17 protein-coding genes are annotated in these 22,032 nt (G+C 71.8%); 8 read left to right on the plus strand and 9 right to left on the minus strand.

Annotated features, from left to right (window positions below; genetic code table 11):
- Positions 1-26: 26 nt before the first annotated feature.
- Positions 27-650, plus strand: coding sequence for an HAD family hydrolase (locus ACH47Z_RS23760; RefSeq protein WP_399076765.1), 624 nt, complete (start codon positions 27-29; stop codon positions 648-650).
- Here ACH47Z_RS23760 and ACH47Z_RS23765 read toward each other — a convergent pair.
- Entirely contained in the window at positions 620-877 is a 258-nt protein-coding gene (locus ACH47Z_RS23765) for a hypothetical protein (RefSeq protein WP_399076767.1), read from the minus strand. The two genes, ACH47Z_RS23760 and ACH47Z_RS23765, sit on opposite strands and share 31 nt — an antisense overlap.
- Before the next feature lie 175 nt (positions 878-1,052).
- On the opposite strand from ACH47Z_RS23765, the gene ACH47Z_RS23770 reads away from it, so the two are divergent.
- Positions 1,053-1,436, plus strand: coding sequence for a cold-shock protein (locus ACH47Z_RS23770; RefSeq protein WP_399076769.1), 384 nt, complete (start codon positions 1,053-1,055; stop codon positions 1,434-1,436).
- A 282-nt stretch (positions 1,437-1,718) separates the two neighbouring features.
- Here the strand turns inward: ACH47Z_RS23770 and ACH47Z_RS23775 are convergent, their stop codons facing one another.
- The 4 genes from ACH47Z_RS23775 to ACH47Z_RS23790 all read right to left on the minus strand — a co-directional run bounded on the left by ACH47Z_RS23775 (position 1,719) and on the right by ACH47Z_RS23790 (position 5,312).
- Positions 1,719-2,579, minus strand: coding sequence for a 1,4-dihydroxy-6-naphthoate synthase (locus ACH47Z_RS23775; protein ID WP_399076771.1), 861 nt, complete (start codon positions 2,577-2,579; stop codon positions 1,719-1,721).
- Complete coding sequence (locus ACH47Z_RS23780; protein WP_399076773.1) at positions 2,566-3,318, minus strand: futalosine hydrolase; 753 nt, start codon at positions 3,316-3,318, stop codon at positions 2,566-2,568. Before ACH47Z_RS23780 ends, ACH47Z_RS23775 begins: the two co-directional genes overlap by 14 nt.
- Positions 3,288-3,767 carry a DUF2771 domain-containing protein gene (locus ACH47Z_RS23785; RefSeq protein WP_399076775.1) on the minus strand — a complete coding sequence of 160 codons (480 nt, stop codon included), beginning with the start codon at positions 3,765-3,767 and terminating at the stop codon, positions 3,288-3,290. The genes ACH47Z_RS23780 and ACH47Z_RS23785 overlap by 31 nt, the downstream gene beginning before the upstream one ends.
- 126 nt (positions 3,768-3,893) lie before the next feature.
- Entirely contained in the window at positions 3,894-5,312 is a 1,419-nt protein-coding gene (locus ACH47Z_RS23790) for an MFS transporter (protein WP_399076777.1), read from the minus strand.
- 262 nt (positions 5,313-5,574) lie between these two features.
- Between ACH47Z_RS23790 and ACH47Z_RS23795 the strand changes: the two genes are divergently transcribed.
- The 4 genes from ACH47Z_RS23795 (at position 5,575) to ACH47Z_RS23810 (ending at position 11,876) form a co-directional block, all read left to right on the plus strand.
- Positions 5,575-6,501 (plus strand): DUF3027 domain-containing protein, encoded by a 927-nt coding sequence (locus ACH47Z_RS23795; protein ID WP_399076779.1) that lies wholly within the window; start codon positions 5,575-5,577, stop codon positions 6,499-6,501.
- A 196-nt stretch (positions 6,502-6,697) separates the two neighbouring features.
- The gene (locus ACH47Z_RS23800) at positions 6,698-9,826 is read left to right on the plus strand and encodes a sacsin N-terminal ATP-binding-like domain-containing protein (protein ID WP_399076781.1); all 3,129 of its coding nucleotides are present in this window, start codon (positions 6,698-6,700) and stop codon (positions 9,824-9,826) included.
- 151 nt (positions 9,827-9,977) lie between these two features.
- Positions 9,978-10,871 carry a hypothetical protein gene (locus ACH47Z_RS23805; protein WP_399076783.1) on the plus strand — a complete coding sequence of 298 codons (894 nt, stop codon included), beginning with the start codon at positions 9,978-9,980 and terminating at the stop codon, positions 10,869-10,871.
- Positions 10,872-11,045: 174 nt separating this feature from the next.
- On the plus strand, positions 11,046-11,876 hold the full coding sequence (locus ACH47Z_RS23810; protein WP_399076785.1) for a hypothetical protein: 831 nt from the start codon (positions 11,046-11,048) through the stop codon (positions 11,874-11,876).
- Between the two features lie 46 nt (positions 11,877-11,922).
- Here the strand turns inward: ACH47Z_RS23810 and ACH47Z_RS23815 are convergent, their stop codons facing one another.
- From ACH47Z_RS23815 to ACH47Z_RS23825, 3 genes are read right to left on the minus strand one after another with little or no spacing between them, the layout of a single operon-like run.
- Positions 11,923-12,291, minus strand: coding sequence for a hypothetical protein (locus ACH47Z_RS23815; RefSeq protein ID WP_399076787.1), 369 nt, complete (start codon positions 12,289-12,291; stop codon positions 11,923-11,925).
- Positions 12,292-12,305: 14 nt separating this feature from the next.
- The gene (locus ACH47Z_RS23820; protein WP_399076789.1) at positions 12,306-12,680 is read right to left on the minus strand and encodes a hypothetical protein; all 375 of its coding nucleotides are present in this window, start codon (positions 12,678-12,680) and stop codon (positions 12,306-12,308) included.
- A 14-nt stretch (positions 12,681-12,694) separates the two neighbouring features.
- Positions 12,695-16,780, minus strand: coding sequence for a polymorphic toxin-type HINT domain-containing protein (locus ACH47Z_RS23825; protein WP_399076791.1), 4,086 nt, complete (start codon positions 16,778-16,780; stop codon positions 12,695-12,697).
- A gap of 742 nt (positions 16,781-17,522) precedes the next feature.
- Here ACH47Z_RS23825 and ACH47Z_RS23830 point away from each other — a divergent pair.
- Together ACH47Z_RS23830 and ACH47Z_RS23835 are read left to right on the plus strand one after the other, a co-directional pair.
- Positions 17,523-17,963, plus strand: a complete 441-nt coding sequence (locus ACH47Z_RS23830) for a hypothetical protein (RefSeq protein ID WP_399076792.1) — start codon at positions 17,523-17,525, stop codon at positions 17,961-17,963.
- A gap of 91 nt (positions 17,964-18,054) precedes the next feature.
- The gene (locus ACH47Z_RS23835; RefSeq protein WP_399076794.1) at positions 18,055-19,626 is read left to right on the plus strand and encodes an FG-GAP-like repeat-containing protein; all 1,572 of its coding nucleotides are present in this window, start codon (positions 18,055-18,057) and stop codon (positions 19,624-19,626) included.
- Between the two features lie 4 nt (positions 19,627-19,630).
- Here ACH47Z_RS23835 and ACH47Z_RS23840 read toward each other — a convergent pair whose 3' ends face one another.
- Positions 19,631-22,027 (minus strand): cation-translocating P-type ATPase, encoded by a 2,397-nt coding sequence (locus ACH47Z_RS23840; RefSeq protein ID WP_399076796.1) that lies wholly within the window; start codon positions 22,025-22,027, stop codon positions 19,631-19,633.
- Positions 22,028-22,032: the final 5 nt, after the last annotated feature.

A 22,032-nucleotide genomic window follows, 5' to 3' on the forward strand; every position in this document is an offset into this window, starting at 1 on the left:
GTCGGTCACCCGGCACAATGCTCCATATGACTCTCACCGTCGGCTTCGACCTCGACATGACCCTCATCGACTCACGGCCGGGCATCCGCGCCTGTTACCTGGCGCTGTCGGAGCGGACCGGGACGTACATCGACGCCGATCTGGCGGTGACGCGGCTGGGGCCGCCGCTGGTGGAGGAGCTGGTCAACTGGTTCCCGGAGGAGCGGATCGCCGAGATGGCGGACCTGTACCGGGAGATGTACCCGACGATCGCGATCGCCGCGACCCCCGCCATGGACGGCGCGCGGGAGGCGATAGAGGCGGTACGGGCGGCCGGCGGGCGGACCATGGTCGTGACGGCGAAGTACGAGCCCAACGCCAAGCTGCACCTGGCGCACCTCGGCATCGAGCCCGACGTGGTCGTGGGCGACCTGTGGGCCGAGCAGAAGGCGCAGGCGCTGCGCGCGTACGGCGCGGGCGTGTACGTCGGTGACCATGTCGGGGATGTGCGCGGGGCGCGTACGGCGCAGGCCCTGTCCGTCGCCGTGGCCACCGGACCCTGTCCGGCCGACGACCTGCGCGCGGCCGGGGCGGACGTCGTCCTGGACGACCTGTCCGCGTTCCCGGACTGGTTCGACGGCTACCGTTCGGCGGCGGCCGCCCGCGCCTGACGCCGGCCGGCCGTCACCGCCCGCAGGACACCGGCGGCCGCGAGCAGGAAACCGACGCCCATGAGCATGCTCAGCAGGTACATGTACGTCGGAAAAGGCCGGGCGCCGAGGAACAGCGGAGTCACCGTGACCAGAGTGGCCAGGGCCCCGAGGAAGAACACGACGGCACCGGCACGGATCAGTCGGTCACCGGGCGCGGCGGAATTCGTTTGGGTTTTGTCACGCACCGGACCAGGGTAGTTCCCAGCCACGGTGAACAACCGGGGGACGTCTTGTCACCCGCCCGAAGACCATTAGCCTTGGTAGCGCTTGGTAGCGGCGGGTCACGGGTGACCCGCTCCAGTGCTATCAGGGTCGTTTCCGAAGCAGTTTTCCCGACGAGATACGAGGACGAGGACAGACGTGCCTACCGGCAAGGTCAAGTGGTTCAACAGCGAGAAGGGCTTCGGCTTTCTCTCCCGCGACGACGGCGGTGACGTCTTCGTCCATTCCTCGGTTCTCCCCGCCGGAGTCGACGTACTCAAGCCGGGACAGCGCGTGGAGTTCGGCGTCGTCGCCGGTCAGCGCGGTGACCAGGCGCTCTCCGTGACCGTGCTGGACCCGACGCCGTCGGTCGCCGCCGCCCAGCGCAAGAAGCCGGACGAGCTGGCCTCGATCGTGCAGGACCTGACGACCCTCCTCGAGAACATCACGCCGCAGCTCGAGAGGGGCCGCTACCCGGAGAAGGCCGCCGGCAAGAAGATCGCCGGCCTGCTCCGCGCGGTCGCCGACCAGCTGGACGTCTGACCCCGGATCAGGGCAACGCGAGCACATCCCGGCCGAGGGGCGGCACAAGCCCCTCGGCCGCCGCGCGCAGGCGCCCGGCGTCCGTATCAGGGAAACGCCAGCGCCTGGGGTCCGAGTGCGGGCAGCAGTCCCTCGGCCGCCGCGCGCGTGAGCAGGCCGCGGATCGCCGCGGCGCTTTTGTCTGCCGTCCTTGCACCGCTTCGCGGGCTGCGGACGGCTGTGCCGACGAAGACGTCGGCTGCTGACCCCGCGGGCGCCCGGCGGTTGCGGTTGTCGTCTGTATCAGGGAAACGCCAGCGCCTGGGGTCCGAGTGCGGGCAGCAGTCCCTCGGCCGCCGCGCGCGTGAGCAGGCCGCGGATCGCCGCGTAGCCGTCCTCGCCGAGGTCGGCGGTGAACTCGTTGACGTACAGGCCGATGTGCTGGTCCGCGACGGCCGGGTCCATCTCCTGGGCGTGTGCCATGACGTACGGCCGGGAGGCCTCGGGGTCGTCCCAGGCGGCCCGGACGGAGGCGCGGATGGAGCCCGCGAGCCGCGTCAGCGTGTCCGCGCCCAGCGAGCGCTTGGCGATGATCGCGCCCAGCGGGATCGGCAGCCCGGTGGTCCGCTCCCAGTGCTCGCCCATGTCGGCGAGCTTGTGCAGCCCGTAGTTCCGGTACGTGAAGCGGGCCTCGTGGATGACCAGTCCGGCGTCCACCTTGCCGTCCCGCACGGCCGGCATGATCTCGTGGAACGGCAGGACGACGATCTCACCGACTCCACCCGGGAGGGTGTCGGCCGCCCACAGGCGGAAGAGCAGGTACGCCGTCGACTTCTCGCTCGGGACGGCGACCGTGCGACCCGTCAGATCGATGTCCGGCTCGCGCGTGAGCACCAGCGGGCCGCAGCCCCGGCCCAGTGCGCCGCCGCACGGCAGCAGGGCGTACTCGCCGAGGACGTACGGCAGGACGGCGTACGACACCTTCAGCACGTCGAACTCGCCGCGCTCGGCCATGCCGTTGGTGATGTCGATGTCGGCGAACGTCACGTCCAGCGCGGGCGCGCCGGGGACGCGGCCGTGGGCGAGGGCGTCGAAGACGAAGGTGTCGTTCGGGCAGGGGGAGTACGCGATGTGCAGGGTCCGCTGCTGCTCACTGGTCGTCATGTGTGTTCCAACTCTCCCATGCGGGCGCGAGCTTCCCGAACGCCTCGGTGAGGGTGGTGAGGGCGTCGCCGATGCGCCAGGCGGCGCGGTCGCGCGGGCCGACGGGGTTGGAGATCGCGCGGATCTCCAGTACGGCCGTCCCGTGCGCGTCGGCCGCCTCCGCCACCCCGAAGCCCTCCATGCCCTCGGCGAGCGCACGCGGGTGCCGGGTGCGCAGCTCGGCGGCGCGGGCGGCGGTGCCGGTGACGGTGGAGACGGTGAGGATCGTGCCGGCCGGGGCGCCGGTGGCCTCGCACGCAACTCGTACGAGTGATCTCGGCGGGTGGTGGTGGACGGTGCCGAAGCCCAGTTCGGTGACCGGAAGGAAGCCGTCGGCGGTCTCGGCGCCCAGGTCGGCGACGCTGATCCGGTCGGCGACGACGAGCGAGCCGACGGGTGCCCCGGGCTGGAAGCCGCCGCCGATCCCGGCCGAGACGACCAGGTCGTACGGGGTGCCGGCGAGCCGGGCCGCGGTGAGCGCGGCGGAGACGGAGGCGGCGGCACGGGCCGGGCCGACCCCGGCGGCGAGCAGGTCCCACCCGGCGGCGGTACGGCACAGGAGCGCGCCGGGAACCGGTGTCCCGGCCGTGGCTCCGGAGAACGCCCGTGCCACCGCGTCCCGTTCGGCGGGGACCGCGGTGGCTACGAGGACGCGTACGGAAGGCGTGGTCAGGAGGCCTTCTTCAGCTTGAAGGACCACAGGCCCTTGCCCGGGCTGGTGGCGCCCATCTGGATGGAGACCGTGTTGGTGTCGCCCTGGGTGCCGTACTGGGCGTTGAAGAATGCGCTGCCCGGGATGGTGCGGTACGTCTTCTTGCTGGCGTCGGTGAACTGACGGCCGTTCACCAGGATGACCCAGCTCTCGTCCGCGATCTTCGGGTCGACGCCGAAGCGGACGGTGTCGTCCGTGTCCACGGTGATCGACTTGACGTCGTTGAGCTTCTTGGCGCACTTCGTCAGTGACTTGGTGTCCAGCGTGTTGCCGTCGTTGTAGCACAGAGCCTCGGAGTTGACCGAGCTCCGGCCGACGGTGATCGTCGCGACGGGCGTCGGCTTCTCGCAGGCCGTCAGCAGAAGCAGTCCGGCGGAAACGGCGCCGGCGGCGGCGACGGCGCGGCGGCGTCGCACAACGGATTGCAGCGTGGTCATGGCCGAAGGCTATCGGGCGCGCGGAGCCGTCCGGCCACGTGGGGTGCGGCGTGCCCGGTTCGTTACGCCAGGCGTGCCCGTGGACGGGAGAACGTGTCCGGTTCGTTACGTCTCCGGCCGGCCGGGTCAGGCCACGCGGGCCCGGGGGCGGCCGCCGTGCCGGGCCGAGGCGAGCAGTCCCCTCAGGGTGGCCAGCCAGCCGACGGCGACGAACCCGGCGCCGACGAGCAGGCCGACGGTGCCGTTGAGGGGCAGCACGATGCCGACCGCGCCGCCGAACACCCAGGCCATCTGCAGCAGGGTCTCCGAGCGGGCGAACGCCGAGGTGCGCACGCGCTCGGGCACGTCCCGCTGGATCAGCGCGTCCAGCGCCAGCTTGGCCAGCGCCTGGGCGAACCCGGCGACCGCGGCGAGGCAGGCCACCAGGAACGCGCCGAAGAAGACGGCGCCCACCACCGCCGTACCGAGGACCACGGCGACGACCGTCACGATGATGATCTCCGGGGCGCGCGATTTCAGCCAGGCCCCCACGGCCGTACCGAGCGCGTTGCCCGCGCCCGCGGCGACGCCGACTATCCCCAGCGACACCGCAGCGCTCTCGCCGGTCAGCGGGTGCTCGCGGAGCAGGAAGGCGAGGAAGAAGATCAGGAAGCCGGACAGGCAGCGCAGGGCGGCGTTGGCGCCGAGCGCGTGCGTGACGGCGGGGCCGACGGTCCGCAGCCCCGGCCGCTTCACCTGCTCCTTGCGCGGCCCGTGCAGATGCTCCTCGTCGGCGGCGAGCAGCGCCCGGTCCTCGCCCTTGGCCGAGTCGACCTTGGGCGGCAGGGTGAAGGAGAGGAACGTTCCCGCTACGAAGATCACGAAGGCGCCGTAGAGCGGCCAGGGATCCCCGACGGCGTGCAGCCCCGCCCCGAGCGGCGCGGCGGCGCCGGTGGCCAGCAGGCCGGCGAGGGTGACCCGGGAGTTGGCCTTCACGAGCGAGAAGCGGGGCGGCAGCAGCCGCGGTACGACGGCACTGCGGACGACCCCGTACGCCTTCGACGCGACCAGCACGCCCAGCGCGGCGGGGTACAGCTCCAGGCTGCCGCTCGCCACGGCGCCCGAGATGATCAGCGCGAGCAGGGCACGGGCCAGCATGGCCGCGGCCATCGCGGCGCGCCGGCCGTGCGGCAGCCGGTCGAGGAGGGGGCCGATGACCGGGGCGAGGACGGTGAAGGGCGCCATGGTGATGGCGAGGTAGAGCGCGACCCGCCCGCGCGCCTCGGCGGTCGGCACGGAGAAGAACACGGTGGAGGCGAGCGCGATGGTGATCATGACATCGCCGGCGCCGTTCACCGCGTGCAGCTCGATCAGCTTGCCCAGTCCCGACTCGCCCGCGCCATGGGCGTGCGTGGCCTTCCGGATCCCGCGGGCCGCCCCGGTGACCGGAAAGTGCAGGGCACGCCCGACGGAGCGGACGGCACCGCCCACGCGTCCCGCACCAGCCACGCGTCCCGCACCGCCGCCACGATCACTCGCCTTGTCCGCGGCTGCCACGACGTTCATAGTGCCCCGAGAAGAGGGCGGATAGTGCGAGGCCGGGCGAGTCGGGTGCGCGGGGGTACGAGTCGGGCGCGTGGACAGGTGGGAAAAAACCACGAATCCTGTTCGGTGTAGCGTGCGTATCTCAGCCATAACGCAGAATGGATGGCAGAGGTGCGCCCAGCGCGCGGATGCAGACGTCGATGCGGTCCTCCGGTCCGCTCCGTCGGCAGGCCCGCCGGTGGCAGGCCCACTCGTGAGACGGCGTAGGAGAGAAGCGATACCTGTGAGCGCAGCGACAACGCGAAGCCGCACCCCCGACCGTCTGTGCGCCGAGGCGGTCGACCTCGCCCGCGGTGCGGCAGAGGAGGCCGCCGCCCCCGGTGTGGTCGGCGAGCACGCGGGCCTCGTCTCCGAGGGCGACCGCGTTGTCACGCACTTCTTCGAGTGCAAGGAACCGGGCTACCGCGGCTGGCGCTGGGCGGTGACGGTGGCCCGCGCCTCCCGCGCGAAGATCGTGACGCTCGACGAGACGGTCCTCCTCCCCGGCCCCGACGCCCTCCTCGCACCCGAGTGGGTCCCCTGGAGCGAGCGCCTGCGCCCCGGCGACCTCGGCCCCGGCGACCTGCTCCCCACCGACCAGGAGGACCTGCGCCTGGAGCCCGGCTACACGGCCGAGGAGGAGCCGCCGCCGACCTCGGTGGTCTCCCACGAGATGGAGGAACTGGCGGAGGCGGAGGACGCCGAGGTCACGCCGGGCGCCCCGGCGGTCCAGCGCACGACCCCGTCCCGGGGTTCGATCGCGGCGGTCGCCGAGGAACTGGGCATGCGCCGCGCCCGCGTCCTGTCCCGCTACGGCCTGCATGTGGCGGCCGACCGCTGGGAGGAGGCGTACGGCCCCCGGACCCCGATGGCCCAGGCGGCCCCGGCCACGTGTATGACCTGCGGCTTCCTCAACCCGATCGGCGGCTCGCTCGGCCAGGCCTTCGGCGTGTGCGCCAACGAGTTCTCCCCGGCCGACGGCCGCGTGGTCTCCCTCGCCTACGGCTGCGGCGGCCACTCGGAGGCCGCGGTCATGCCGAAGCCCCCGCAGGTGGCCCCGCCGGTCATCGACGAGACCAAGGTCGACGCCTTCCCCCTCCGCCCCGCCCGCGACTCGGGCTCAGTCCCGGAGCCGACCGACGAGGAGACGGCGGAGCTGGGCCACTCGTAGGGGCGAGGCTCGGGGAGGGTCGCCCTGGCCCCTCCCCCTGTCCGGCTCACCGGCGTACTGCCCTCATCGCTTCGTGCCCGTGGCGTACGGCCGTCACTCCCACCTGCCGTTCCGGCCGGGCGGCGACCCCGGGCAGCGCGATCCCGCCGGTCGTGCGGGCGGTACCTTCGTCCCGACGTCGACGAGGAGTGTGAACGTGAGCAGCAAGTTCGTGCGGCCGGCGGCCGAGGGCGCCGACCCCTTCGGCACCGCCCGGCTGCGGCGTGGTGTGCTCGACGCCTGGGCCACCAGCCCCGCCCGGTTCCGGGAGGACGCCAACGCCGAGGAGGACCTGGTCCTGGGCGGCTACCGGGACCGGCTCGTCGTCGAGCTGGCGCAGAACGCCGCCGACGCCGCCGCGCGGGCCAGGACTCCGGGGCGGCTGCGGCTCACCCTCCGCGACGGGGTCCTCGTGGCCGCCAACACCGGTGCCCCGCTGGACGCGGCCGGTGTCGAGTCGCTGTCCACCCTCCGCGCCTCCGCCAAGCGGGACGCCGAGGGCACTCAGGGTGCGGTGGGCCGGTTCGGGGTCGGGTTCGCCGCCGTGCTCGCCGTCACCGACGAACCCGCGATCGTGGGGCGGCACGGCGGGGTGCGCTGGTCGCTCGCGGAGGCCCGGGAGCTGGCCGGCGACGTCGCCCGGCACAGCCCTGGGCTCGGGGACGAGGTCCGGCGGCGGGACGGGCACGTTCCGCTGCTCCGGCTGCCGTTCGCGGCCGAGGGAACCGCTCCGGAGCCGTACGACACCGCCGTCATCCTGCCCCTGCGGGACGCGGCCGCCGCCGATCTCGCCGAGCGGCTCCTCGACGCCGTGGACGACGCGCTGCTCCTCGCCCTGCCGGGGCTGGAGGAGGTCGTCATCGAGGTCAACGGGGAGGCTCCCCGCACGCTCAGCCGCCGCACCGACGGCGCCTTCACGGTCGTGGACGACTCCCGCGACGGCATCACGAGCTGGCGCACCTCCTCCACGCACGGCCCGCTCACCGCCGATCTGCTCGCCGACCGGCCGGTCGAGGAGCGGCTGCGCCCGCACTGGTCGGTCACCTGGGCCGTGCCCGTCGACGCCTACGGCGCCCCCGCCCGGCCCCGCACCGCGCCCGTCGTGCACGCGCCCACCCCCAGCGACGAGCCCCTCGGCGTCCCGGCGCTGCTCATCGCCTCCTTCCCCCTCGACACCACCCGCCGGCACACGGCCCCCGGCCCCCTCACCGACTTCCTGGTGCAGCGCGCGGCCGACGCGTACACCGAACTCCTCGCCGCCTGGCGGCCGGTGGCCGACGGGATCATCGACCTCGCGCCCGGGCCGCTGGGCAAGGGCGAGCTGGACGGTGCGCTGCGGCAGGCCGTGCTGGAGCGGCTGCCCCGGATCGCCTTCCTGCCGCCGGCCGTGCGGCCGGGGGAGGACGACGAGCTGCCCGAGGCGCTGCGGCCCCGGGACGCGGAGATCGTGGAGGGCGCCGGGGCCGAGACCGTCCGGGTGCTCGCCGAGGTGCTGCCCACCCTGCTGCCCGCCGGCCTCGAACGCCGCGCCGAGCTGCGCGGCCTCGGCGTCGCCCGGCTCTCGCTCGCCGACGCCATCGACCGCCTCGCCGGGCTGGAGAAGGAGCCCGACTGGTGGTGGCGGCTCTACGACAGCCTCGCCGGGGTCGATCCCGACCGGCTGTCCGGGCTGCCCGTGCCGCTCGCCGACGGGCGGACCACCATCGGCCCCCGGCAGGTCCTGCTCCCCACCCCGGACGCCGCCCGCATCGACCCGGAGGTCCTCGGCCGGCTCGGGCTGAAGGTCGCCCACGAGGACGCCGCGCACCCGCTGCTGGAGAAGCTGGGCGCCCTGCCGGCCGGCCCGCGCGCGGTGCTCACCACCCCGCAGGTGCGGGCCGCCGTCGCCGCCTCGCTCGACGACGAGGGCACCGGCTGGGAGGAGGACGGGCCCGACGCCGAGGAACTCGCCGACACCGTCCTGGCGTTGGCGCGTGACGCGGGCCTGGAGCCCGGGGACGAGCCCTGGCTGGGCGCCCTCGCGCTGCCCGACGAGGACGGCGAACTGGCCCCCGCCGGTGAGCTGGTGTTCCCCGGCAGCCCCTTCGCCCGCGTCGTCCGCGAAGGCGAACTGGCCGCCGTGGACCGGGACCTGGCCGACAAGTGGGGCGAACAGCCGCTCACCGCCTGCGGGGTGCTCGCGAACTTCGCGCTGGTCCGTGCCGCCGACGTGGTCCTCGACCCGGACGAACTGGAGCCCCGGGAGGGCGACTTCGCTGAGCCCGACGATGCCGGGCTGCTCGACGCCGTCGACGTGTGGTGCGAGGACATCCTCGACCGCTTCCCGGACAGCCCCGTACCGCCGGTCGCCACCGAGCTGGTCGCCGTACGCGACCTGGACCTCGTGGACGACGACCACTGGCCCGAGGCGCTCGCGCTGCTCGCCCAGCCGCCGCTGCGGGACGCCCTCACCCAGCCGGTCCGCATCCTGCTGCCCGACGGCACCCACGAGGTCGTACGGCCGTACACCGCGTGGTGGCTGCGTGGGCACCCGGTCCTCGACGGCCGTCGCCCGGCCGGTCTGCTGGCGGCCGGCGGGGATCCGCTCCTGCACGGCCTGTACGACGAGGCCGACGCGACCGGGTTCGAGGACGAGCAGGTACTGCGCGCCCTCGGGGTGCGCACCTCGGTCGCGGCCCTGCTGGACGAGCCCGGCGGCGCCGCCGAGCTGCTGGACCGCCTGGCCGACCCTTCGCGTCCCGTCTCACTGGCCCAACTGCACGGCCTGTACGGAGCGTTGGCGGACATGGACCCCGAGCAGGTGACCCTGCCGGACGAGCTGCGCGCCGTGGTCGACGGGCGGGTGCAGGTCGTGGACGCGGGGGAGGCGGTCGTGGTCGACTCGCCCGACCTGCTGCCCTTCACCTCCGGCGTGCCGCTGCTGCCCGTCCGCCCGGCCCGGGCCGCCGAACTGGCCGAACTGTTCCAGGTGCGGCGGCTGAGCGAGTCCGTCACCGGCGAGGTGCACTCCGAGGGGACCGAGCACGACGTACCGGAGCCGGTGCGGGTGCTGCTCGGACCGCGCACGCCCGGGACGTACGTCGAGCACGAGGAACTCGTCGTGGACGGCGTCGAGATCGACTGGCGGCTCACCGACGACGGGGTGCTCCACGCGTCCACCCTGGAAGGCGTCGCGGCCGGGCTGGCCTGGGCGGCGGGCCAGTGGCCGCGCCGCTTCGAGGTGGCCGCCCTGCTGGAGGATCCGTCCCGGACGGAGGAGCTGGCCCGGGACCGCTGGTTCGACTGAGCGCCCGAGCGGTCTGGAGGCGTCCTGCGGAACGGAGCGGACGCCTCCAGAATTCTCTTACAAAATCCTCAACTTCCCTACAACCCTGCCCCGGTGCACCGAGTCTGACCCACCAGAGCCATCAGGCTCCCATAGCACTACAGGGGAACACATGCGCATACGTGCCACCGTGGCCGCCGTCACCGGCGCCCTGGCCCTCACCGCCCTCGCAGTCCCGGCCGCGCAGGCCGCCGGCGGCGGTTCGTCGTCCCACCGCGCCGAGATCGCCGAGGTCTTCGCCCAGCACGCGGCCGCGAAGACCGGCCTGCGCGCCGCCGCGACGGTCCAGGGCGACCTGAACGTCTCCTTCTCCGACTTCCGGATCGCCAAGGCGATCAAGGTCGGGACGACCAAGCACGTCTCCACCGTCGTCACCTACACGCTGACCCACGGCGCCGACGTCGACATCGCCTCGGACTCGTTCGCCAGCTTCCCGCTGATCTACCGCGGCTCGTCCGTCACGCCGGACAGCGTCCAGGGCGGCGACGCGCCGGCGATCTGCGTCGCCAGGACCGCGACCACGGCCACCTGCAAGGGCACGATCGACATCTACCCCGGGGAGACCGACCCGGACCTGAAGCTGCGCAACGCCTGGGCCGGCACCTGGCACGGCGCCGGGATCGCCCTGGACCTCGACTCCGAGAAGAGCGCGCTGCAGGTCGACGGCCTCGGCACCACCCTGGTGCAGCGCAACTCCACGCTGACGGTCAACGCCTCGCCGGAGCCGGTGAAGAAGGGCGCCACCGTCACCGTGACGGGCAGGCTTTCCCGCGCCAACTGGGAGGACCACAAGTACCACGGCTTCACCGGCGTGCTGGTCAAGCTCCAGTTCCGCAAGAAGGGCTCCAGCACCTACACCACGCTGAAGACCGTCAAGACGGACTCCACGGGCAACCTGAAGACGACGACCAAGGCCACGGTCGACGGCTACTACCGCTACTCCTTCGCGGGCACCACGACCACCCCGGCGGTCAACGCCACGGCTGACTTCGTCGACGTGAAGTAAGCGGTCGTACGGGACGCAGGGCATTGCCTGTCCATCGGTTCACCATGGACAGGCAATGCCCGTCCCAAATCTGGCCGGAAATCGCTCTTGCCGTACAACCTGCCCCGGGGGTCACGGATCTGATCACGCGAGTCAACCGACTCCACGATCACTTCTCCCTTCAGGGGAACGCACATGCGCATACGTGCCACCGTGGCCGCCGTCACCGGCGCCCTGGCCCTGTCCGCCCTCGCAGTTCCGGCCGCGCAGGCCGCGCCGAACTCGGGCACCCCGTACACGCTGAACGTCAGCTTCTCGAACGTCTCGATCGCCAAGGCGGCCAAGGTCGGAACGACCAGCGAGGTCAGCGTCTCGTACGCGTACACGCTGACGCACGGCTCCACCGTGAACATCGCCGCGAAGGACTTCTACACGGGCGCCTTCCTCTACCACGGCACCTACGGCGACACGGCCCCCAGGCTGTACGGCGACAACCCGGCGACCTGCACCGCCACCTCGTCGGCGACGGCCACCTGCAAGGGCTCCGTCACCATCCACCCGGCCGACGGCGACCTGGAGAACGCCTGGGCCGGCAGCTGGAGCGTGGGCGCCGTGGCCATCGCCTTCAACGGCCAGAGCCAGAGCAACCCCGACGCGAGCAAGGTCGGCTTCAAGGAACAGAGCGGCCTCGGCACGAGCCTGGTCCAGCGCAACTCCAAGCTGACGACCACCGTGAACTCGACGTCCGTCTACAAGGGCAAGAGCGTCACGGTGTCGGGCAAGCTCTCCCGCGCCAACTGGGAGGACCACCTCTACCACGGCTTCTCCGGCGTGCCGGTCAAGCTCCAGTTCCGCAAGGCGGGCACCAGCACGTACACCACGGTCAAGACGGTGTACACCGACTCGTACGGCAACCTGAAGACCACGGCCACCGTGAACTACAGCGGTTACTGGCGCTATTCCTTCGCCGGCTACTCGACGACCCCGGGCGTCAGCGCCACGGGCGTCTACGTCGCCGCGAAGTAGGGGACAAGAAAAGACGCTCGGCTGGGGTTTCCCAGCCGAGCGTCTTTCACGGGGTTCCGGGAATGGGACCGAAGTGGGAGGGGTCCCTGAACTCGCCGTCGTCCTCGTACCGAAGCAGCGGCCCGCCGGCGACGAACCCGCACATGCGGTCCTCCCCCACGACGTGCAGATGAGCGGATGCGGGGACGGACATACCGTAAAGGGATTCCAGCCGCTCCCTCTCCTCGTCAGTGCCCTCACGGATCACGAGGCCGCGGTAGAGCGGTTTCAGCAAAAGTCCCTGGACCCCTTCGACGTACAGGTCGACGCGGGGACTGTCCCGGCCCAGCGGGGACCGCAGCAGAAGCCGGTCACCGTGCGCGGCGGTGTAGTGCCACACCTGGAACGTGCGCTCCGACCGGAAGAGTTCGGTCATCTCGGCGGTTCTCCTCAAGCGGTCTCGGGCATGGGGAGGAAGCCGGACGGGGCGTCGTCGTCCACGTACGTCTCACGGCACTGGAGCGGCCCGCCGGCGATGAAACCGGTCATGCGCTCCTCCCCGATCACATGGAGCAGTTCTCCTCGCCCGAAGACCTCCGGACCCAGGACCGAAACCACGTGGTCCCTCTCCTCGGCCGTTCCCGCACGGATCACGAGCCCCTGGTAGGAGGGGCGCAGCAGCATTCCGCTCACACCTCCCACGTGCAGGTCGATGCGCGCGTCCGACACCGTCGGGCGGGAACTGCGCAGCAGCACCCGCTGATGGTGGGCGACGGTGTACTGCCACACCGTGAAGGTCCGGTCGGACCGGAAGGTTTCGACCATATTCCTGTCACCTGTTACTTCTGCGCCGGGCGCTTCGGCGGGTCGATCTTGACCTCTTTGCCGTCATCGCCGTAGAACTTCACGTTCTCCCAGTCCAGGTTTCCCACCCGGTAGTGGTATTCGAGCTGGGCCATCTCCCACTCCGTGGCCCCCCAGTTGTTTCCCTGTCCGGCCTCCACGGCCGCGTCGAACTTCTGCTGGTACGTGCCGTTGACGGGCCGGAATCCCTTCAGGCTCACCGCGATCTTCTGATTGTCGCGCATCGCGGCGCTGACCCTGTTCATCCACTCGGTGTACGGGACGTTGCCCGGGAGCTTGCCGATCTCCCTGTCCAGTTCGGGGTCCATCAGGTTGTACCCGTCGAGGCTCTTGGTGTCCTCGTCGATGTGCTCCTTCAGACCGAGCACCAGGACCTTGCACGCGGAGTTGTGGACCAGCAGCGGGGTCTGGCCGGCCAGCACGTAGAACGTGTGCAGCCCCTCGACCGTGAGGCTGTAGGTGACGGCCTGCCGGTCGAAGGCGTGGTTGGCGACCACGGTCGCCGTCGTACCGCTGTCCGTGCGCAGACTGTCACCCGGCACCAGGTCGGCGGCGGGCATCCAGGCGCGGAGGTTGACGCTCCAGAACGGGTGGTCGTAGGTGGCCGTGATCTTGTTCAGGCCGCCGGTCGGACCCCGGATGGTCAGCGCGGCGAAGTGCTTGTCGTCCTTGGTGACGATGTGCCGCGTGACGTGCCGCGCCCCGGTCTCGCCGGTGAGCGGGTCGGTCGCCCGGACCAGGTCCCCGGCCTGGAGCTGGTCGATCGGCTTGTGGCCGCCGTCCGCCATGAGGACACGGGTGCCGGCCAGGAAGCACTCACCGCAGCCGTGTTCGAGCCTCATCAGCATCTTGTAGGCCGTGCCCATCATGCGGAACTTGGTCGAGACCGCCATGTCCCGGCCGAGCTGCCAGCACGCCTCCAGGTCGCCCTTCTCGGCGCAGGACTGCATCTGTTCCAGCGAGCCGAGACCGGTGACGGTCCCGACGAACCAGGTGAAGTTGTCGACCAGGATCTCCAGCTCGGGCGTCTTGGACAGTACGTCGCAGTAGACCTCGTTGTGCTGGCACCAGCGCCCCGGGTTCTTGACGGCGTCGCAGCCGACGATGCCGCACCGGTACAGCTCCTCGGCCCGTGAGCCCCCGTTCTTCTCCGCGGCCTCCTTCTTGGCCACGGCCTCACGCCGGCGCGTCTCCTCCTCCTCGCGGTACTTCTTGACCGCGACGGTGAACGCGTCGTTCGCCGCCTTCAGGGCTTCGGCCGCGCTCTTTCCGGCGCGCTCCGCGGAAGCCTTGGCATCGGCGGCCGCCGCCCACGCGGAGCCCGCGGAGTTCTGGGCCAGTTCCGACGACAAGGTGGCGTCGCTGGCCGAGACCGCCGCGTCGTGCGCCGACTGGTCGGCCCTGTCGGCCGCGGCACGCGCGGTCCTCGCCGACTCCGCCGCCCGCTGTGCCGAGGCCTCGGCGTCCTTGGCGTGCTGCTCGGCCTCCTTGGCGTAGTCGCCGGCTTGGCGAGCGGAGTCCTTCGCCTTCGCCGCCCACTTGTCCGCGTCCGTGGACGCCCTGCGGGCGTGCGCCGCGGTGATCTGTGCGTTCGCCGCGTTCTGCTGGGCCTTCGCCGCGACCTCGGACGCCTGCGCCACGAGTTGCTGGACCTGCTGCTGGTGCGTGAGGGACAGCATGTCCTTGCGCTGGGCGGTGTACTGGCCGGACTCGACGAACTGGCGCAGCAGGTAGGAGGGACCCTCCAGCGCGATGCGCGCCGCGGACTTCACCTCCGGAGCGCCGCTGTCGATCAGCTGGGCGGCCTTCACCCGGTCGTCCTCGACCTGGGCCTGCGCAAGAGTGTCGGTGAGGAACGTCCGGTACGAGTCGGTGGTCCCGGCGTCCAGCGCCTTGCGGGCCCTCTCCTTGACGATGGGACCGCCGCTGTCGGCGGCCTGCGCCACCGCCACCCGGTACGCCTCGCTGCCCACCTTGTACTGGCCCTCGTGCAGGAACGCGCTCACGCCGGCGGCGTCGCCCTTGAGCGCCTGTTCGGCGCCGTCGCGCACCTCCTTGACGGCGCTCTCCTCGGCCAGTCGCTCGACGTCCGTCCGGTCGTCCTGCTGCTGGGCCTCGGTACGGCCGCTGCGCACGTAGGCGATGACACCCGCGGTGTCCGCACCCAGTGCCGTCTGGGCGGCGGCGCGCATCCAGGGCTTGCCGTCCTTCGCATCGGCCATGGCGAGCTGCCGGCCGAGCCGCGCGATCTCGTCGTCGCCGGTACCGCTCTGGGCCTTCTGGGCGAGGTCGTCCGCTGTGCGGCGACGCTGTTCGGCGTCGTCCGCGTCCTTCTTGCGGGCGGCCGCGTCGGCCTCTTCCTCGGCCTTGAGGGTGCGGGCGTTCTCGATGCCGGCGTTGGTGCGGGTGAGCAGTTCCGCGCTCTCCACCTGGCGGGCGAGCGTGTAGACGGTCTGGGCCTGCTCGGCGGCCTTGGAGGCGGTGTTCGCCGCCTCGGTGGCCGCGTTGGCGTGCTCGGTGGAGCGCTGGGCCGCGGAGTTCGCCTCACCGGCGTGCTTGGCGGCCTCGTTCGCCGCGTTCGCCGCGTTGATGGCGTGCGCGGCGGCCGACCGCGCCGCGTCGCGGGCGTCGGCGGCTGCCGTGGCGGCCGTGCGGGCGAGCGACTCGGCGTCGCCGGCGGCCCGGTTGGCCTCGGCGGCCTGTCGGTGCGCCCGGGCTGCGGCGGCCCGGGCGTTCGCCGCGGCGGCACTGCTCTCTCCGGCGTACTGGCCGGCCTGCACGGCGGCGTCGGCGGCCGCGGCGGCGTTGGCACCCGCGTCCGCCGCGGAGGCGGCGGCGTCACCGGCGGCCGTGGCGGCCTTCACGGCCTGGTCGGCGGCGTCGGCCGCCTTGTTGGCGCCCGCGGCAGCCGCGTTCGCCTGCTGGGCGGCCTTCTTGGCCGCGTCCGCCTGGTTCGCGTCGGTCGCGGCCGCCGCGGCGGCGCTGCGCGCGTTCGCGGCGGCGTTGGCGGCACCGACCGCGGCGGATGCCGCCTGGGCGGCGGCGGCCGCGGCCACGCGGGCCGACCTGTTGGCGGCGTCGGCCGCGGCGATGGCCCGCTGTGCGGCGCTCGCGGCCCCGGACGCAGCGCTCGCCGCCCGGTTGGCGGCGCGTGCGGCATCGGCCGAGTCCTGCTTGGTGGCCGCGGCTTCCTTCGCGGCCTTCTGGGCGGCCTCCTTGGCCTGCTGCGAGGCCTTGATCGCTTCCTTGGCGGCGGCCTGGGCGGCCTTCGTCTCCTTGGCGGCGACCTTGCCCGCCTGCTCCGCCTGGTCGGCCAGTTCGGCGACGCTGGCGTACTCCTCGTCACGGCTGCGCGCCACGAACTGGCCGACGTCCAGGAATTCGCGGACGTCGTCGATCGTTCCGTTCAGCGCGAGACGTCCGGCGGCCTTCACCTGCGGCCCGCCGGCGGCGACGAGCTGGGTCGCCAGGACGCGGTCGTCCTGCTCCTGTGCCTCACGCTGACCCGAGTCCAGGAACTTCTGCATGTCCTCGGGCGTCCCGTTGAGGGCCGCGCGGCCGCGCGACTGGACCTCCGGGCCGCCCGCGTCGATGGCACGGGCGACGAGCACCCGCTCGTCCTGCTGGAAGGCGCCCTGCCACCCGTTCTTCAGGAACCGGGCCAGACCGTTCTCCGGACCGTCCAGCGCCTGGCGTACCGCGTCGAGGGTGTTCTCCCCGCCCAGGTCGCCGATCTGGGCCGCCGCGACCCGGTAGTCCTGTGTCTGAAGGTCCCCGTACGTCACGAGGAACCTGGCGATGTCGTCGTCGCTGCCGACGAGAGCGGCCTCGGCCGCTTCCTTGACCTCGCTGCCGCCGGTGGCCCAGATCTCCACGACCTGTTGCCGGGCGGTCGGGTGGTACGGCTCCACCGTGCCGTCCGGGGTGCCGCCCGGAGTGCCGTCGGCGGCCGCGGGGTACGCGGTGAGCAGACCGGCCAGGACCGCCGTCGCCGCCGCCCACGACACGCTGGTGAGGATGCCTCTTCGTTTTCGCGCGGGCGGGCGCTGTTTCCTACCCATGGAGCTCCTTGCTCGTTCGGAGAAGGTGTGTTTTCCGGTCCGCTGAGGGCCGGGGCCTGGGTGTGGGGGGGCGAACGGCAGAGCGGGCACGGTCGCGGGCGAGTGCCGACCGGGACCGGATGGGATGCGAAGGGGGACAGCGCCGTCAGTACGGCTGTGAGGCGTCCCCGCGCGCAGCTGCGAGCCTCTTCATCTGGATCCCCTTCCCCCCGCACCTGCCGCAGGGGGTACCGCGCGACCGCGGCGAATTCCGGCACGACCCGGTCCGAACTGGTCAGTGAACGGACCGAGGTGCCGTCAGCAGGCGCCCCCCTGCGCAGCAGGCATTACGTGCCGCACACCGTAGTCGGACGACCAAGGGTCCACCAACGCGAGGCAATGTGGCCCATCTCATGGCCTTTGTGCACAACCTTCAAGGCGATATTTACATCGCATCCGGATTCCCTCAGGAGTGGTCCGACCGCGGGCTTATACGGTGTTGACGGGTGGTCAGGCTTTGGCTAGCGTTTGCCTGCCTTTGCCTCCGTCTGACCAGCGGTGGCATCCGGCCAGGGGATTTCAACGGGGGTTTTCTGGCGCTCGCCTGACTTCTTCGGCGTATTCCCAGGCTTTTTCGTTCATCGCATTCCGCGCGAAATCCCCTCTCTCGAGGATCCGTTCCCGAAAGGACTCCCGCGTGCCTTTCCGCGCCCGAAAAATCATTGTGTCCGCGGTCGTGGCCGGCTTTGCCACGCTGACGGGGGTGTCCGTCGCCGCCGCCGACGACCCGCCCACGCCCCCGCCCGCCTCGGCTCCGCCCGTCGCGGTCGAGGACTACGGCTATCCCCAGGCCGACCGCATCCTGGCGGAGAAGGGGATCAAGCTGAAGAAGGGGGACGGCCACATCCTCCTCGCCGACTGCGACCTGGCCGCCCAGCAGATCCGCGTGCAGACCGTCAAGGACGAATCCGTCGGCCGCCAGGGCACCTACTGCTTCAAGGCCCTCGGCAAGAGCGGCCGCCTCACGCTCGAACTTCCCCGTGTCTTCGCGGTGGAGACCACCGACCACCCGGTCAGCGCGGACCTGACAGCGGGCGGCGAGACCACGACCGTCAACGTGGCCCAGGACAGCATCGCACCCGTCGGGGAAGGCACCGCCGGCGGAGCCAGGTCGGTCCTCGTCGAACTGCGCGTCACCGGCTGACCAGCCACTGCCCGATGTCCGTGCGCGATGCGTGCACGGATCCGACATGCCTTCTGCGTCCGCAGAACAGGCCTTGTGATTCGAGGAAGACGTGAGACAGCCCCATACGCACGGCAAGCGCACCGTGTGGGTGGCCGGAGTCCTGACGGCGGGCCTCACCACCGGACTGCTGCTGGCACCCCCGGCCCAGTCCGTCGTCGGCGACCAGGTCGCCGACAGCGCCGACCAGTACACGCTCAAGGTGCACATCAACGTCGGCCGTGACGACGAACGCGGTTGCTCCGGCACCCTGGTCGACGCCCAGTGGGTGCTCACCGCCGCCAGCTGCTTCGCCACCGACCCCCAGCAGGGAGGCCGGGTCCCCGCCGGGGCGCCGGCGCACACCACCGTGGTGACCGTCGACGGGAACGGGCCCGACGCGACGGAGATCGTCAAGCAGAAGGTCGTGGAGCTCGTCCCGCACCCCGACCGCGACCTGGTCATGGCGCGGATCGACAACCCGGCCACCATCGACAACCCGCTGGACGGGCCGTTCCCCGGCATCACCGCGGCCGTGGTGAGCGGTACCGCTCCCGCCGTGCGGGACCAGCTCAGGGCCGTCGGGTACGGGCGCACCAAGGACGAGTGGGTTCCCGGACGGGCGCACACCGCGTCCTTCGGTGTGGACGCCGTGGACGCCTCGACCCTGGCGATCTCCCCCGGCTCCGACGGCGGCGCCCTGTGCCCGGGAGACGCCGGCGGCCCGGTGCTCGACGGCCGGGGCAGGCTGGTGGCGGTGGTCGCCCGCTCCTGGAGCGGTGGGTGCTTCGGCTCCACGGAGACCCGCACCGGGGCCGTCGCGACCCGGGTCGACGACATCGCCGGATGGGTCCAGCAGGTGCGCCTGAAGACCCGCAAGGAGTACGTCGGCGACGCCGTCACGGCAGCGGACTTCAACGGCGACGGGCGCACGGACATCGCGGCCGTCCTGGCCAACGGCACGGCGCACGTCTTCACCAGCCGTCCCGACGGCACGCTGGAGTACGGCAGTTACCTGAACTCCCTGGGCCGCAGCGGTGTGAAGGAACTCGTCGCAGGCGACTTCGAGGCGGGAACCGGGCTCGAAGCGATCACCGTGGAGGACGGCGGGGATCTCTACCTGGCCTCGAAGCACTCCATCACCCCGACGTTGTGGACGCGGGCCAAGCTGTGGAACGACGCCGCCTGGAAGGACGGCCTGCCCGTCGCCACCCTGCACAGCAAGACCCCGGGACACGACACCCCGCTGTTCCAGTGGCCCGACGGCTCCCTCTACACGTACAAGAGGGACGGCGACGGCAACCTGGTGAACCAGAAGAAGTCGATGTCGCCGGAGAAGACCTGGAAGAACAAGCACATCGCCACCGGCGACTTCAACGGCGACGGACGTGACGACATCGCCGCCGTCGCCTCGGACGGTTCCCTGAGTCTCTACCTGGCCAAGGCCGACGGCACCTTCGACAAGGGCCGTTCGATGTGGCCCGACAAGTCCTGGGGCAGCGTGCGCCGGGTGCTCGGCGGCGACTTCGACGGCGACGGCAAGGCCGACCTCGCCGTACTGACCTCCAGCGGCGACCTGCGCCTGTACGCCGGTGACGGCAAGGGCGGGCTCGCGGCCGGCCGGACCATGTGGCCCTCGGTCTGAAGCATCAGGCCGGGAAGCGGCGGTCGACCCACTTCCACAGGAACTCCAGGGCGACCGCCGCCAGCACGGCGATGCCGACCGCGAGCCAGGGCATCGCCACCCCCACCAGCCTCAGCGCGAAGAAGTGCTGAAGCGCGGGCACGGCGAGGACGAGGACGAACGCCAGCCCCATCGCCACGACCAGCGTGATCCGCCACCAGGTGTAGGGGCGGGCGATGATCGCCAGGATCCACATGGAGATCAGGAACAGCGTCAGCGTGGCCGCGCTGGTCTCGGCATCCAACGTGCTGTGTCCGGCGTAGTGGTGACGGGCGATCAGGTACGTCGCGAAGGTCGCCACCGCGCACACCACGCCACCCGGGACCGAGTACCGCATCACCTGCCGTACGAAGTGGGGTTTCGCCCGCTCCGTGTTGGGGGCGAGGGCCAGGAAGAAGGCCGGGACGCCGATGGTGAGGGTGGACAGCAGGGTCAAGTGCCGTGGCAGGAAGGGGTATTCGACCTGCCAGCACACCACCAGCACCGCCAGCAGCACCGAGTAGACGGTCTTCACCAGGAACAGCGTCGCCACGCGCGTGATGTTGCCGATCACCCGGCGCCCCTCGGCGACGACCGACGGCAGGCTCGCGAAGCTGTTGTTCAGCAGGACGATCTGCGCCACCGCCCGCGTCGCCTCCGAGCCCGAGCCCATGGCGACCCCGATGTCCGCGTCCTTCAGCGCGAGCACGTCGTTCACACCGTCGCCGGTCATCGCGACCGTGTGCCCGCTGGACTGGAGCGCGCCCACCATGTCCCGCTTCTGCTGCGGGGTGACCCGCCCGAAGACCGTGCCGGAGTCCAGCGCCTTCGCCATCCCCTCCCGCTCGGCGGGCAGCCGCCGCGCGTCCACCGCCGTACCCTCCAGGCCCAGCTTGGCCGCGACCGCGCCGACCGAGACCGCGTTGTCCCCGGAGATGACCTTGGCGCGGACGTTCTGCTCGGCGAAGTAGCGCAGGGTGTCGGCCGCGTCCGGCCGCAGCCGCTGTTCGAGTACGACGAGGGCGGCCGGGCGGGCGCCATGGGCCGGCTCGGTGTCGTCCAGGTCGCGGCTCGCGCGGGCCAGCAGCAGGACGCGCAGCCCCTGCTCGTTGAGCCGCTCGGTGTCGGCCAGGGCCGGGTCGCCGTCGGTGAGCAGCACATCGGGGGCGCCCAGCAGCCAGGTACTGGTCTCGCCGTCGCCCTCGCTGAACGCGGCGCCGCTGTACTTGCGGGCCGAGGAGAACGGCAGCGACTCCACGCACCGCCACTCCTCGGTGTCGGGGCAGGCGTCGATGATCGCCTGGAGGGAGGCGTTGGGGCGCGGGTCGGACTCGCCGAGCGCGCCGAGCGCGGTGCGGACGTACGACTCGTCGTACCCGTCGAGCATGCGCAGCTCGGTGACGTCCATGCCGCCCTCGGTGAGCGTGCCGGTCTTGTCCAGGCAGACGGTGTCGACGCGGGCCAGCCCCTCGATGGCCGGGAGTTCCTGGACGAGGCACTGCTTGCGGCCCAGCCGGATGACGCCGATCGCGAAGGCGACGGAGGTGAGCAGCACCAGTCCCTCCGGGACCATGGGGACGATGCCGCCGACGGTGCGGGCCACGGCGTCCTTGAGTCCGTTGCTCTTGACGACGAGCTGGGTGATGACGAGTCCGACGGCCGCCGGGACCATCATCCAGGTGACGTACTTGAGGATCGTGGAGATGCCGGTGCGCAGCTCGGAGTGGACCAGGGTGAAGCGGGAGGCCTCCTCGGCGAGCTGGGCGGCGTAGGCCTCGCGGCCGACCTTGGTGGCCTGGAAGGCGCCGCCGCCCGCGACCACGAAGCTGCCGGACATGACCGGGTCGCCGGGGCGCTTGACGACGGGGTCGGCCTCGCCGGTGAGCAGCGACTCGTCGATCTCCAGCCCGTCGGCCTCGGCGCACACCCCATCGACGACGATCTTGTCCCCGGGCCCGATCTCGATGAGATCGTCGAGCACGATGTCATGGGTCGCGACCTCGACGGCCGTCCCGTCCCTGCGTACGGTCGGCCGGGCCTCGCCGATCACCGCGAGCGAGTCGAGGGTCTGCTTGGCCCGCCACTCCTGGACGATGCCGATGCCGGTGTTGGCGAGGATCACAAAACCGAACAGGCTGTCCTGGATCGGCGCGACGAACAGCATGACCAGCCAGAGCACGCCGATGATCGCGTTGAACCGGGTGAAGACGTTCGCCCGGACGATCTCCCCCCGCGACCGGCTGCTGCGCACGGGAACGTCGTTGACCCGGCCACGATGGACGCGGTCCGCTACTTCGGCACCGGTCAGCCCCGCCGACCGGCTCACGGGTAGGGCCACCGGATGCACGGGGTCGAGTTCCGCGCCCGCGTCTATATGGCTCATGCCAT

Origin of the sequence: Streptomyces sp. NPDC020192, from assembly GCF_044388685.1 — a bacterium.
In the GTDB taxonomy this organism is placed as follows: Bacteria; Actinomycetota; Actinomycetes; order Streptomycetales; family Streptomycetaceae; genus Streptomyces.